Annotated in this window: 14 protein-coding genes; 2 read left to right on the top strand and 12 right to left on the bottom strand. The window is 39.3% G+C overall.

What is annotated here, in order from left to right:
* Positions 1 to 15 precede the first annotated feature (15 nt).
* The 5 genes from ccpA to COD92_RS29750 form a co-directional block, all read right to left on the bottom strand.
* Positions 16 to 1,014 (bottom strand): catabolite control protein A, encoded by a 999-nt coding sequence (gene ccpA / locus COD92_RS29770; RefSeq protein WP_098532023.1) that lies wholly within the window; start codon positions 1,012 to 1,014, stop codon positions 16 to 18.
* Positions 1,015 to 1,303: 289 nt separating this feature from the next.
* A complete protein-coding gene (locus COD92_RS29765; RefSeq protein ID WP_098532022.1) occupies positions 1,304 to 2,380 on the bottom strand; it encodes a bifunctional 3-deoxy-7-phosphoheptulonate synthase/chorismate mutase in 1,077 nt (358 codons plus the stop codon).
* A gap of 272 nt (positions 2,381 to 2,652) precedes the next feature.
* Positions 2,653 to 2,982, bottom strand: a complete 330-nt coding sequence (gene ytxJ, locus COD92_RS29760; RefSeq protein WP_098532021.1) for a bacillithiol system redox-active protein YtxJ — start codon at positions 2,980 to 2,982, stop codon at positions 2,653 to 2,655.
* 86 nt (positions 2,983 to 3,068) lie between these two features.
* Positions 3,069 to 3,560, bottom strand: coding sequence for a YtxH domain-containing protein (locus tag COD92_RS29755; RefSeq protein WP_098532020.1), 492 nt, complete (start codon positions 3,558 to 3,560; stop codon positions 3,069 to 3,071).
* A 20-nt stretch (positions 3,561 to 3,580) separates the two neighbouring features.
* Positions 3,581 to 4,042, bottom strand: a complete 462-nt coding sequence (locus COD92_RS29750) for a DUF948 domain-containing protein (protein WP_098532019.1) — start codon at positions 4,040 to 4,042, stop codon at positions 3,581 to 3,583.
* 291 nt (positions 4,043 to 4,333) lie between these two features.
* On the opposite strand from COD92_RS29750, the gene COD92_RS29745 reads away from it, so the two are divergent.
* On the top strand, positions 4,334 to 5,449 hold the full coding sequence (locus tag COD92_RS29745; protein ID WP_098532018.1) for an aminopeptidase: 1,116 nt from the start codon (positions 4,334 to 4,336) through the stop codon (positions 5,447 to 5,449).
* A gap of 235 nt (positions 5,450 to 5,684) precedes the next feature.
* On the opposite strand, the gene murC is transcribed toward COD92_RS29745, so the two are convergent.
* The 6 genes from murC to COD92_RS29715 form a co-directional block, all read right to left on the bottom strand.
* Positions 5,685 to 6,983, bottom strand: coding sequence for a UDP-N-acetylmuramate--L-alanine ligase (gene murC / locus COD92_RS29740; protein ID WP_098532017.1), 1,299 nt, complete (start codon positions 6,981 to 6,983; stop codon positions 5,685 to 5,687).
* Positions 6,984 to 7,211: 228 nt separating this feature from the next.
* Positions 7,212 to 9,743, bottom strand: coding sequence for a DNA translocase FtsK (locus COD92_RS29735; RefSeq protein ID WP_176541319.1), 2,532 nt, complete (start codon positions 9,741 to 9,743; stop codon positions 7,212 to 7,214).
* A gap of 157 nt (positions 9,744 to 9,900) precedes the next feature.
* Positions 9,901 to 10,689 (bottom strand): DUF1444 domain-containing protein, encoded by a 789-nt coding sequence (locus COD92_RS29730; RefSeq protein ID WP_098532043.1) that lies wholly within the window; start codon positions 10,687 to 10,689, stop codon positions 9,901 to 9,903.
* A gap of 91 nt (positions 10,690 to 10,780) precedes the next feature.
* Positions 10,781 to 11,095, bottom strand: coding sequence for a thioredoxin family protein (locus COD92_RS29725; RefSeq protein ID WP_098532015.1), 315 nt, complete (start codon positions 11,093 to 11,095; stop codon positions 10,781 to 10,783).
* A 104-nt stretch (positions 11,096 to 11,199) separates the two neighbouring features.
* A complete protein-coding gene (locus tag COD92_RS29720; RefSeq protein ID WP_098996804.1) occupies positions 11,200 to 11,727 on the bottom strand; it encodes a DUF84 family protein in 528 nt (175 codons plus the stop codon).
* 55 nt (positions 11,728 to 11,782) lie between these two features.
* Complete coding sequence (locus COD92_RS29715) at positions 11,783 to 12,856, bottom strand: M42 family metallopeptidase (RefSeq protein ID WP_098996803.1); 1,074 nt, start codon at positions 12,854 to 12,856, stop codon at positions 11,783 to 11,785.
* A 216-nt stretch (positions 12,857 to 13,072) separates the two neighbouring features.
* Between COD92_RS29715 and COD92_RS29710 the strand changes: the two genes are divergently transcribed.
* A complete protein-coding gene (locus COD92_RS29710; RefSeq protein ID WP_098532012.1) occupies positions 13,073 to 13,390 on the top strand; it encodes a PepSY domain-containing protein in 318 nt (105 codons plus the stop codon).
* Positions 13,391 to 13,434: 44 nt separating this feature from the next.
* Here the strand turns inward: COD92_RS29710 and COD92_RS29705 are convergent, their stop codons facing one another.
* Positions 13,435 to 14,277 (bottom strand): YtnP family quorum-quenching lactonase, encoded by an 843-nt coding sequence (locus tag COD92_RS29705; protein WP_098996802.1) that lies wholly within the window; start codon positions 14,275 to 14,277, stop codon positions 13,435 to 13,437.
* Between the last annotated feature and the right edge of the window lie 111 nt (positions 14,278 to 14,388).

Raw genomic sequence — 14,388 nt, 5'->3', positions numbered from 1 at the left:
TGCCAACCCACTTTTTTATTTTGTCGATTTACGATGTTCAATTCGGTGTGGTAAAACAACGATTGGATCACTAGTCTTATCTTTATTCATCAATTTAGTTAGAAGACGCATGGAAACTGCACCAATATCATATAACGGCTGAACAATCGTTGTCAGCTGCGGGCGCACCATTAGTGACAACCGGGTATTGTCTGAGGTAATAACCTCAAAGTCTTCAGGGATATGGAAACCTTTGTCCTCTGCCCCATGAACAACGCCTAGTGCCATTTCATCAGAGCCAACTAAAATGGCTGTAGGCCTGTCTGCTGCTTCCAATAATTTTTCGAAGGCTTCGATTCCAGAATCATACGTGTAGTCACCTTCAACGATCAGTTCTTCATTGTATGGAAGACCTGCATCTTGAAGAGCTCTTTGATAGCCCTTTAATTTTTTCTGAGCATTTTTTGGCTCATGAAGAGGCCCAACCACAAAAGCAATATGTTTATGACCCTTTTCCACAAATTCTTTCACACAATCATAGACTGCTGCTTCATAATCAATGTTAACAGAAGGGATTTGATTAGATTCTTCAATGGAACCTGCAAGGACAATCGGCACTGGAGATTTACCGAACTCTTCCACATGGTCAGCAGTAATATTTCCTCCCATGAATACAATTCCATCTACTTGTTTTCCAAGCATAGTATTAAGTAAATGGAGTTCTTTGTCTTTATTTTGGTCGGAATTACTTAAAATGATATTGTACTTATACATCGTCGCAATATCTTCAATACCACGGGCCAACTCTGCAAAAAAGATGCTTGATATGTCAGGAATAATAACTCCAACGGTAGTGGTTTTCTTACTAGCCAATCCTCTTGCCACGGCATTTGGACGGTAGCCTAATCTTTCGATTACTTCTAATACTTTTTTACGAGTTACTGGTTTTACATTTGGATTTCCATTGACTACACGGGAAACAGTTGCCATTGATACGTTAGCTTCCCTTGCCACATCATAAATTGTGATATTCACTTTTTATACACTCTCCTAGAACGAACATTGTTTTTCTTTATTTTACATCTGTTTGCAAAAAACTAGTCATAATTATTTGCCTGTCTATTTTCACTTTCCTAAGTACCTTCCGGAATTACTTCTTTGTGAGATAATAAACAATCTTCATATGTACTTAATGATACGACAACTAGATTAAAGCCGCAATTGAAAAAGTCAATATTTTATTAAAAACGTTCGTAAATATGAAAAAACCTTCTGCAATTCATTGCAGAAGGCCTTCAATTACTGTTTTGCTCGTTTGTGAACTTTAGATATTAACAAAATTTGATGCTAATAATTGATTATAGAATTCATCAAATTGCTTAAGATCCATCTGCTGCTGAGCATCTGAAAGGGCTACGGCTGGATCTGGGTGAACTTCAGCCATAACTCCGTCTGCACCGATCGCAATAGCAGCTTTCGCACATGGAAGTAATAAATCTCTTCTTCCAGTTGAATGGGTTACGTCCACCATAACTGGTAAATGTGTTTCTTTTTTCAGAATTGGAACAGCAGAAATATCTAATGTATTTCTTGTTGCACGTTCATATGTTCTGATTCCACGTTCACAAAGGATGATTTGGCCATTTCCTTGAGCCATAATGTATTCTGCTGCATTGATGAACTCTTCAATTGTTGCAGCAAGACCTCTTTTTAAAAGAATAGGCTTGTTAACCGCACCAGCAGCCTTTAATAACTCAAAGTTCTGCATATTTCTGGCACCAATTTGAATGACATCGATGTAATCACAAGCCATTTCAATATCTGCCGGATTGACAATTTCACTAATGACTGCCATATCATATTCGTCAGCCACACGTTTTAAGATTTTTAAACCCTCTACTCCTAGACCTTGGAAATCATATGGAGAAGTTCTTGGTTTATAGGCACCGCCTCGAAGAAGCTTTAAACCTTTTTCTTTCATAGCCTTAGCAACTGTGGCTACCTGCTCATAGGACTCAACAGAACAAGGACCAAAAACAAAATGCTGTTTTCCATCCCCGATATTTTCGCCCTTCAATGTAACAATCGTATCTTCAGGTTTTTTCTTTCTGGATACTAGTAAGGCCTTTTCATGATCATCCTTCTGTAAGTCAAGCCCCGCTTTAAAAATTTCCTTAAAAAGATGATCAATGGTTGAATCCTCAAATGGTCCATCATTATGTTCTTTAATGACTTCAAGCATTTTCCTTTCGCGGACTGGATCGTAGCGATAAACTCCCTGATTCCCTTTAACTCGTCCAATCTCTTGAACAAGCTGAGCTCTTTCGTTAATTAGTTTCAATAATTCCAAGTTAACTTCATCAACACGATTCCTCAGTTGATCCAATTCAATATTGCTCATTATTCGCCCCGTCCTTCCTTTTTGCAAATCATTTTCTTTTCGAATGTATAAATGCTATCCTCTTTTAAAGATAATGACTTACAAGCTTAAAGTTTTAAAATTTTATAATATTTGAATAATTAGGCTTATTATAGCTGAAAAATAATCTTTTGTCACTTATTTTTTCTTTAACAATTAAACGCTTTTAAGCGCTAAAGTAAATTAGCTTATAATAGAGTAATATATGCCCATTAGTCATTAATGTTTCTTAAAATTTAAAAATTACATAAAGTTTATTTTTCAGTAGCCGCATCTGCAAGGGAACGGTTTGTAATTTTCCAATGAGAGGCATTCCAGCGAGCCTTCCCCTCAGAAAAAAGAATAGCCTGTGGTGATTCATGCTTTACTTCGAAACGTTCGGCAATTTCGTTTGATAGCGGACGTGAATCTTGAACGGCTAAGTAATAAGTCGGGATCTCTTGATTGGCACCGGCAAACTTTTCATATTCCTTATAAGCAGCGTGGCTGATTGGACAGGTTAAACTATGTTTCAAAAGATAGAATGTACCTTCAGTTTTCATTAATTCATCAAATTGTTGAATTGTATCGATTTTTTCAAGCATTTTCTGTATACCTCCAAAGAATCAAAAATAAATGGTGAAGTAATTTTAACACTTCACCATTTTTATCACAAATATTAGTAACTCTTTTAAAGTTTCACTTTACTTTCTTCTTCGTCAAATGCCTTTTGCGTTTCTTCTAACTTTTTCCTAATATCCGTGCTATCAGGTGATTTTAATTCTGATTTTTTTGCTTCTGAGGATTGATTTGGTCCATGAATTGGTATATAGGCTACTTCGGAGTCGTGAATTCCTACATCCTGTTGAGAGGTCTTACCTTTAACTTTATTAACTAGTTCTGAGGATTGCAGGACAATTCCCTGAGAAATAGATGATGTTTTAGAAACCAGTTCATTACTTTTAGCCACTACGTTTTCCTTTAAATTTACGGTTTTATCCATAAGAGAATCTGCTTGACTGCCCAGTGTGGAACGAAGCTCTCTCCCTGCTTTAGGAGCGAAAAGTAAGGCTGCTGCGGCTCCTACTACTCCTCCAATCAGTGCACCCCATAGGAAGGTGCTTGAAGATCCCTCATTACGGCTTTGATTCGTTTCTCTTGATTCATAATCTCGACTTGTCATGTTCTTCCTCCTTTGCTTTGTTAGTGTGACCTTACCCTTTGTCTCTCACTTACAGTTACTTCTTGTTTAGACTGCTTCCTAGTCTGCCACTTTTCTTTTAATTCAAGGAGAATATTCCCCCATTGAACAATTTGCGATATCTTTTCTTTGCTATCCTCTACCTGCTGATCAACTGTATGGGTAATATTCTGCAGTGTCCCGTTAAATTTGGACACTGTTGTTCCTACATCCTTTACAGCCGCTACCACACTATTTAGATTTTCAGATTTTTGCTGAATATCTTCTGCTAGTGCGTTGGTTTTTTGTAGAAGTAAAGTTGTTTCCGTTGTCACACCGTCCAATTGTTTTTCTAGTCCACTCAATGTGTGTGAAACGCTGGTAAGTGTAACCTGTAGTGATTTAAGCGTCTTTGATAAATAGATAACCAATATAAAAAATGCGATCGCTATCAAGGCTACGCTTAAGTATAAAATAATTTGCATCGTGCACCTCCGACTTAAATCTTATCCATATGTATATCCTATTTTTTTGGATATAAACCTCGCAAATAATCTTATACTACTTCCATAAATTTGTCTTGTTTTCCTGCTATTATTTAAAAATTTAGCTGTGTAAACTTGAGTGTTGATTTCCGCTCCAATCAACATGCTAAATATCAACACTAACCTTTAACACAGCCAAAAAATTATCCCTATGTATACTGTGATTTCAACTTTCTGACGATGTTCGGGTACAATAGAACTGAAATATCATTTCGTGTTGGAGGCGTTAGTGTGAAGGATCCTCGTATCGAGAAACTTGCTAGAAATTTAATTAATTATTCTGTCCAGCTTCAAAAAGGTGAAAAGGTTCTGATTGAAAATTTTGGGCTCCAGCGGGAACTCGTTACCGCACTTGTAAAAGAAGCCTATGCCGCAGGCGGTTATCCGTTTGTCCTTCTAAAAGACCATCAAGTGGACCGTTCCCTATTAATGGGGGCACAAGAAGAACAATTTAACATGATGGCTGAATTTGAAGCAAACGTCATGCGCAAGATGGATGCATACATAGGACTGCGCTCAGGTGATAACATTAGTGAACAATCGGATGTCCCGGATGAAAAAATGAAAATACATGGTAATACGATCGGCAAAAAGGTGCACCGCGACATTCGTGTCCCTAAAACCAAATGGGTTGTCCTTAGATACCCTACTTCTTCCATGGCCCAATTAGCTAAAATGAGCACAGAAGCTTTTGAGGACTTTTACTTCAATGTATGTAATCTGGACTATGCGAAGATGGATCAAGCAATGGATAGCTTGGTAGAATTGATGAACCGTACGGATAAAGTTCATATCACAGGTCCGGGAACCGACCTTCGTTTTTCCATTAAAGATATCCCTGCTATCAAATGTGCAGGAAGACTAAATATTCCTGACGGTGAAGTTTATACGGCTCCTGTAAGGGATTCAGTTAACGGTGTTATTACTTATAATACTCCATCACCCTATCAAGGTTTTACGTTTGAAAATGTGGAATTAACGTTTAAAAATGGGAAAATTGTTGAAGCGGTATCCAATGATTCAGACCGCATTAATAAAATCTTTGATACTGATGAAGGGGCACGTTACGTTGGGGAATTTGCCATTGGTGTGAATCCATTTATCCTGACGCCGATGCAGGATATCTTATTTGATGAAAAAATCGCCGGCAGCTTCCATTTTACTCCGGGTCAATGCTATGATGATGCATTCAATGGCAACCATTCCAATATCCATTGGGATATGGTTAATATCCAGCGCGGGGAATACGGCGGCGGGGAAATCTATTTTGATGATGTCTTAATCCGCAAAGACGGCTTGTTTGTTCTTCCAGAATTAGATGTCTTAAACCCTAACAATTTAAAATAAAAAATAGGAAAGGATGCCAGCAAACGCCGGCATCCTTTCTGCTTTTTATATAGGATAGAAAAGTATAATTATGCGACCTTGAGAATTGTCTAGCTCCAGCGCCCTAGCGGCGAGACGCCTTCGCGCTCCGCCCTACGATAAGTCAACACGAAAAAGCTGACACTCTTCGTGTTTCCTTTATCTCAGTTGGAGCGCTCCAGGCCATACGCCGCTGACCAGGGCGATTCCGCTTTTCTTATGAAAGTTGTTTTTCATAGGATTCTTGAAATTTCTGAATATCTCCTGCACCCATGAAAATAATGACACTGTTCTCATACTTGTTTAATACAGAAGTATTCTCTTCTGAAAAAATTTCAGCTCCCTCAATTTTATCCTGTAAGTCTTTAATCGAGAGCTTGCCGTGATTTTCCCTGGCAGACCCAAAAATTTCACAGAGATAAGCTTTGTCTGCTTGTCGTAAGCTTTCTGCAAAATCCTCCAAAAAGGCTTGGGTGCGTGTAAAGGTATGCGGCTGGAAAACAGCAATAATCTGTTTATCTGGATATTTTTGCTTCGCTGCATCAATCGTTGCCTTAATCTCAGTTGGGTGATGGGCATAATCATCAATTAAAATTTGCGAACCTACTCTTTTTTCGGAGAATCTTCTTTTAACACCTTGGAATGATTGTAGGTGTTCCTTTACTATTTCCAAATCAATTTCCTCGTAATGACATAACCCAATCACTGCTAGTGCATTGAGTACACTATGGTCACCGAAGGTAGGAATCGAAAAATTGTCATAGAAAGTATTACGAATAAATACGTCAAAGCTTGTTCCATTAGTTGTCTTTACGATGTTCTTGGCTTGATAATCGTTTTCTTCACCAAAGCCATAGAAAAGAACCGGCACCTTTGCCTGGATTTTTTGTAGCTGCTCATCATCACCATAAGCAAAGATACCCTTTTTAACCTGTACGGCCATTTCTTGAAAGGCAGAAAAAACGTCATCAATATTGGCAAAATAATCCGGATGGTCAAAATCAATGTTTGTCATGATCGCATAGTCAGGGAAGTACGATAAGAAATGTCTTCTGTATTCACATGCTTCAAAGACAAAATACTCTGCCCCTTCCTCGCCCTTGCCTGTTCCATCACCAATTAAAAATGATGTTGGTTTTGCCCCAGCGATAACATGAGAAAGCAAACCAGTTGTAGATGTTTTTCCATGAGCACCTGTTATGGCTATGCTTGTAAAGTTTTGCATAAAATCGCCTAAAAAACGATGGTACCGTATGATAGGAAGTCCAAGTCTCATCGCCTCTTGTATTTCCTCATGGGAATCGGGAAAAGCATTTCCCGCAATGATGGTCATGCCTGGCTTTATATTCTCCTTTTGAAAAGGGAGAATCGTGATTCCGGATTGTTCAAGAGCCAGTTGTGTAAAAAAGCGCTTTTCGACATCGGAGCCTTGCACCTGAAATTTCATATCATGTAGAACTTGTGCGAGCGCACTCATTCCAGACCCCTTAATACCTACAAAATGGTAAATAGTCATAGAAGAACCTCCAACCAACGTAATACTGTTAAACAGTATATGAAATCTGTCTGTAATTGCTAATCAGTATGTAAGCACACGTTGTTTTATTATTATTAAGAAATCAATTCAATATTATAGCACTGTTTAGTCATAAAAACTATTTGTTACTTTTTGGCATAATCAATGTATTCTTTATTAACTTAACTATCCACATTAATATAGAATACAGAAGATTAACAAATAATACTAGTCTTGCATCGATTCTAAATCAGCTTCCGTGATTAAAACTTCTCGCGGTTTACTTCCATTTGCACTCGTAATATATCCATTTTGTTCGAGCATATCCATTAATCTCGCAGCTCGGTTATAGCCAATTTTGAAGCGCCGCTGCAGGCTGGATGTAGATGCATTGCCATTATGGACAATAAATTCACAGGCATCATAAAACAATTCATCCTCGTCCTCGACAACCTGTGCCTTTTTTAACAGTTCTTCCTGCTCAAATAAGTAATCTGGCTCTTGCTGCTCTCTTACGTGTGCAACAACAAGATCGATTTCTTCATCCGAGACAAACGTCCCTTGCAGACGGACAGGTTTGGATGAACCATTCTCTAAGAATAGCATATCACCACGGCCAAGTAGTCTTTCTGCTCCACCAATATCAATAATCGTACGAGAATCAACCTGAGAAGAAACAGAGAAAGCGATTCTTGTTGGGATATTTGCCTTAATTAACCCTGTAATTACATCAACCGATGGTCTCTGCGTAGCCACAATCAGATGTATACCGCAAGCCCTTGCTTTTTGAGCAATACGGCAAATAGCCTCCTCAACATCAGCTGGCGACATCATCATTAAATCGGCCAGCTCATCAATAACGATCACGATAAACGGCAATTTGTCAGAATAACGCTTATGTTGAACGGCTAATTCGTTAAAACGGTTGATATCACGGACGCCAGTATGAGCAAAAAGTTCATAGCGCCGTTCCATTTCATCAACAGCCCATTTCAAAGCCGCCGTTGCTGCCTTCACATCAGTAATAACTGGGCTCACTAGGTGTGGAACCCGATTATAAGGTGCAAGCTCTACCATTTTCGGGTCAATAAGTAAGAGTTTTAATTCTTCCGGCCGGGCTTTATATAACAGACTAATCAAAATCGAGTTAATACAAACACTCTTTCCCGACCCTGTTGCCCCTGCAATGAGACCATGCGGCATTTTTTTTAAATCCGTAACAATTGGCTTCCCAGCAATATCAAGTCCAAGCACGGCTGTTAAAGGAGAGGCAGACTCTTTAAAAACACTGCTCCCAATAATTTCGTTTATCAGTACCGGTCTTGATTTTTGGTTTGGCACTTCGATTCCAATCGTATGTTTCCCGGGGATTGGTGCCTCAATTCGGATATCCCGGGCTGCAAGACTTAATTTAATATCATCACTTAAATTAGTGATTTTATTTACTTTTACCCCTGGTTCTGGCTGTACTTCAAAGCGGGTAACAGACGGCCCCTGAGTCACATTGACCACACTTGCCCCTACGTTAAAGTTCTTAAGTGTTAGATTCAACAGCTCCTTTTGCCCTTCAATCCATTCTGTATCCAGAACTTCTGTTACAGGAGGACTTAATAAATTGGATTTTGGAAGGATATATAGTCCTTCATTCTGTACTTCCTCATGGACTGATGGCATTTCGCTAACTGGGACTTCTTGCACTAAAGTTTTCTCTTGCTGAAGATGCTGCTCTTGTGAAAGCTCCCTTTTCCGCTTTCTTTCTTCCCATTTTTGCTTATCTTGCTTAAGCATCATCACATTAAAAGGCAAGCGAGACCGTGCAGCCGGGGGAGCTTGCGTTTCAAAATCTGCCTCAACTTCTTCTGTTTGGTCCAGTTGATGGTCCTCTTTCTCAAAAGCGGATTCAATCGTTTCAGTCTGGGCATTTTCTTTTAATTCAGGTCCACCAGCTTCAACTTGAACTCTTGCCCCTAAAATAAGCTCAAGTGCTTCGGCTTGAACATCTTCTACAAATGCAGGCTCAACAACTTCGGCTTGAACATCTTCTTTAAATGCAGGCTCAACAACTTCGGCTTGAACCATCTCCTCGAATATAAGCCCCTTAGTTTCTGCTTGAATATTTTCCTCAAATCTAAGTTCATTAGGTACGGCTTGCTCATATTCCTTCTTTTCAGAAGAATCGGACCCTTTCTTTATCACCTGGGTTTGATTAATTTGATTGTTATGACTTTGTTTTCCAATGTCATACGCATCGCTTTCAAGTAGAACTTTGTTTAGACTTGGGTTTATTCCAATGGTTTTGTTCAATTGTTCATCAAGTTCATCATTTAAAAAATCGCTTAATTCATGCTCAACGATGCTAGTTGTCTTTTGCGGCCTGTTAAATCCGAAAACAGGTGAAGGGATCTCGGTTGGATGAAACGGGCCTCGCGGGCGTGATTTTTGCTCTTTTATGACAGACTTTACCTTTGGAATTTCAGGTGTAATTGTAGTATTTTCTACTAATTTACTTTTTTTCGGTAAATCTGGTAATCGCTTCGAACGGCTTGTTATTTGCCTCTGATTCGATTCTTTAATTCTTGGAGGGGGACTATCTCCCTTTGGATATTGATAAGCTATTCTAGCATCTAAATCCTTTAGGCTATCATATTGACTGATGGTAAGGTGATTATCTGACTCCCTATTCAGGAAATAATCAGTAATTCTTCCCTCATCTTCCTCTTCTTTCCTTAACTTTTGGAAAAAGTTTTGGATCCAACTCAAAACTATCACTCTTTCTTGTTCATCTATCATTCTATTTTATCAGTTTTTCTTATTTTATCGACACAAATCTTGAGAATGAGTCGAAATATGTTGGAATTGGATACAATAGGAAAGTTACCATGAAAAAAGACCACTTGATGTGATCCCTTTCAAGGCCTCATTTATTTTTCCCTAAAATAAAGATTGGCTCTAATTCACCGTTCTCATATAAAAATGATAAGGCCGTAATCGGCACCCTTCCATTCGCAAAAAAGCTCATCGCCATTTGAGCGATTACATCATAGCCCCTGTCATTGCGGATATCCGCAATAATTAATACATCTTGATGTGGTACGGACAATACCATGGTTCCTGTGATTTGTTTCTCCATCTCATTAAGGAAACCCTTATTTAAGATCCTGCTGGCATCGTAGCCATCATTGGTGTTAAGAAAATAAAAAACATTCCCGGCCACTTGGTCTTCCTTTATAGGGGTGGATAGGGACCTAACATTAAATAAGGCCATCTCCTTAATATTGTTGGCAGTCCATCCCTCTTTTTTCATCATGCGTGTATCAATCAAACGATAAGTATTCCCCATATCAATTGCATAATAAATTCTTGTTTCAGCGGTATGTTCTTCCGTCAGAAATGGCACGCCTTCTTCTGCTTCTGCTGGAAAGGAAGCAGACCGTATGACAGGAAAGATCTGTTTGAGCTGATCTTTTAGATCGGCAGTGTTCTCCATGGCATGCAGGCCTTCTTGTACATAATAAACAATTTCATCAATGGCCTTTTCTTTCTCAACATGCCATTTGGCGATTACCCCTGGTAAGGCGATGCTGATTCCTTTTCCTGTCGATTTACTTTCGATACGAAGCTGATCTTTTTCTCTGTCATAAGTAATCTGTCGATCATCCGATGCCAAACGCGCCTCTAATTTCTGGCGCATCAGTCTACTGTCCATTTTCATTGTTTACCTCCGTGGTAAGAAGCTTTCATTTATTTTACAATAAAAAACCCCTACTCCAAAAGAGAGACAGGGTTTTAATTTTCTATTACTTCAGACCTGAAATAAATGCCTCGATTTCTTCTTGTGTTTTTCGGTCTTTACTGACAAATCGGCCAAGTTCTTTTCCATTCTCGTAGGCAATAAAGCTAGGAATCCCATATACATCTACTTGCTGGCAGATATCAATAAATTGATCGCGGTCTACATGGATAAATGTAAATTCGTTAAACTTCTCTTCAATCTCTGGCAGCACCGGCTCAATAAAACGGCAATCCCCACACCATTCTGCAGAAAACATAAAAATAGTTTTCCCTTGATTACGCAGCTGCTCAAATTGCTCAAGTGATTCTAAATTTTTCAAATTGAACGCCTCCGTTTATTTATTTACCTATACATTAACTTTCCTTCTAAATCATAACAGTATACGCTTTGTAGAGTCCAATCTTATGCACAGTTGTCCTAAAGTCACTTCCGCACGACTTTTTCATGGGAGTAATATGTAAATTGTCCGACTAGTAAGGTGGTTAGATGTGTAAACATATCGACTCGATTCACTAAGCCATTCGTAAAAATGCCAACTGCCCCTTCATGTTTTCTAACATTCTTCTTTTTAGCATAGTCATCCATTACAGGTCCTAATTCCTCACCTGCTCTGAGCCTTGAAGCCACTTCTTCCGGTAAAAGGAATCTAGCTCCTCCGGCTATTAGCGGTTCCATCCCGTTTGCAGCGAGGGCTCCCCAATTACACAGCAATAATCCGTGGCTTGTCTCCTGTACGCCGCCTTCGAGGCCAATCCCAATATCACCATTTCCTTGTTTTAGTGCCCCAAGTGCCCGATTGATGGCGCCTCGAATCGTTTCTTCATCAGAAAACGGCTGGTGGTTCACGCCAGATGGGATATCTAAAGAAATAAATTCACTTTCTTCTTTGGAAAAGCTATTTTGGACAGCTGTAATCTTGGCAGGATTCTTTGATCCGATAACAATTCTCATGTTGAATCTCCTCTTTCCACATTGAAGAGGAGGCACGATGTATGCCTCCTATTTATTAGCTGTTTGATTTGATGGTATCTACTGTAGCTTGGTCGCATGCTTTAACGAGTTTCACCAATAATTCTTTGGCAGCCGCATAATCATCAATATGGATGATGGAAGCATGTGTATGGATGTAACGAGAACAAATACCAACTACTGCACTTGGAACACCTTCATTCGATAAATGGACACGACCAGCGTCTGTCCCGCCTTGGGAAACAAAATATTGATAAGGAATTTGATGAGTTTCCGCCGTATCAAGCACAAATTCCCGCATACCACGATGGGTAACCATGGAGCGGTCAAGGATTCGAAGCAATGTTCCCTTCCCAAGCTGGCCAAATTCTCGTTTATCCCCTGTCATATCATTAGCAGGGCTCGCATCAAGGGCAAAAAAGATATCGGGCTTAATCATATTCGCCGCCGTTTGTGCTCCACGTAAACCTACTTCCTCTTGAACGGTTGCTCCAGAATAAAGAATATTTGGCAATGACACATCCTTAAGTTCTTGAAGTAATTCAATTGCCAATCCACAGCCATAGCGATTATCCCAAGCCTTAGCTAAAATTTTCTTTTCATTAGCCATTGGTGTAAATGGGCAAATCGGCAGGATGGCCTGACCTGGTTTAATGCCAATCCGCTCGGCATCCGCTCGATTATCAGCCCCAATATCAATTAACATATTCTTTATTTCCATCGGTTTGTTTTTCTTTGATTCATCTAATAAATGCGGCGGAATGGAACCAACCACACCAATAACAGGCCCATTTTTTGTGATGACTTGGACACGCTGGGCAAGAAGCACTTGACTCCACCAGCCTCCTAGTGGCTGAAAGCGGATCATCCCATTTTCCGTAATTGCTGTAACCATGAACCCTACTTCATCCATATGCCCTGCTACCATTACGGATGGCCCTTGTTGACTTCCTTTTTTCACACCAAAAATACTGCCCAAATTATCTTGAACAATTTCATCTGAGTATAACCCCAGCTGCTCTCTCATGAAATTTCTGACTAAGTGCTCATTCCCAGGTGCGCCAGGCAGCTCCGTTAATGTTTGAAAAAGCTTTAGAGTTTGTTCGTTCATGATAAGACTCCTTTATGTATTTACTTTCATCCTATTAACTTAGCCCTTCCATTTCACTTAGATACGGATTACGGCTTTTCTACTATATTTTACAAAATCCACTTCACTGTTACCAATAATTCATATTCGTGTAGTAATATTATCCTCTTAACTTTAAATAAGGTATACTGAAAAGAGAATCTTTTTGCAATCTTTTCCTATTTTGGAGGTGGATAAATGAACTGGAAGTCTTTTTTCTTAGGTGCAGCAGTCGGAATAGTTGGTGGATATGTAACCAAGGAAATCCTCACTCAAAAAACAAATGTTTCACCAGAAAGGGTGTTAGGGGCGGTTAAAAAACATCTTCAGCCAAAAGGTTCGATTCTAGGCTCATGGATTCATATGGAAGCAGAGCCTTACGATAAAAACCAAATGACGTATCGTGTTTATAAAGGCGGTATATCCCAAAATACGGATGGGAACATCCAGCAATATGAATTTATTGCCGATGCACAAACCGGTACACTTCTAGACCTAATTCCTTTTTCAACATAAAATCATAAAATAGCCGCATCAATCGTTGATACGGCTATTTTTCTTTATTGTTCCCTTTTAATACTTGCAACAAGCTGTTTACCATCTTTATCCCATTTTACAGCCCGGTAGAAAGTATCATGATAGAAGGTAAACCAAGCATTTTTCTCAAGCCCAAGGGTAAGCCACTTTTGCTTTCCGGCAATGGAAGTCATAGGGTAGTCGTCGTAAGCCATGACCCATAAAACATTTTGATGAGCATGGGTGGCCATTAGGTCGGCCATGTGAATGCAGGTTTCACCTCCATCTTCAATAAGAAGAATCGAATGCCCATCACTATGCCCGCCCGTATGGATCATGGTTATGGCTCCAAATTCCCATTTTTCTTCAAAAGGGACAACCTGTGATTCAACCGCCTCCCAGTTTTCCCGCCAATATGTATTTTTCGAGCGAATATTCGGATTTCTCAATTCATCCCATTCTACCTGGGAAGTAATAATTTGGGCATTAGGAAAGGTCGAGATATACTGCCCATTTACTAGCTTTGTCAGTCCACAAGCATGATCAAAATGCATATGAGTCATTAAAACAAAGTCGATACTTTCAGGAGCTACCCCTAATCGTTGTAGAGATTCCTCAACCTCTGATTCTTTTGTGACCCCATAATTTCTTAATTGTTTCCCCGTTAATTTTCCCTTTCCCAATCCTGATTCAACTAAAATATGTTTCCCATTCATTTGAATTAAAATCGGATCTGTCGGAAGTTCAATTTGATTTTTATCATTAGCCGGATATTTTTTTGACCATAACCCTTTTGGAACAACCCCAAACATTGCACCGCCATCGAGGTATGTGACACCGCCTGATAACCAAGTAAGCGAAACATTGCCAATCTTTAATGTGTCCATTTTTCAACTCCCCCTTTCTATATATATTAACATTATCTGGATTCATAATAATAAAAAATAAGAAAAGCGCAAGCGCCTTGATCAGCCCCGACAAGCACAAGACGAGCCGGC

The sequence above is a fragment of the Bacillus sp. AFS037270 genome (genome assembly GCF_002585305.1).
The sequence above is the reverse complement of the archived record's forward strand: the minus strand, read 5'-3'. Positions and strand labels throughout refer to the sequence as shown.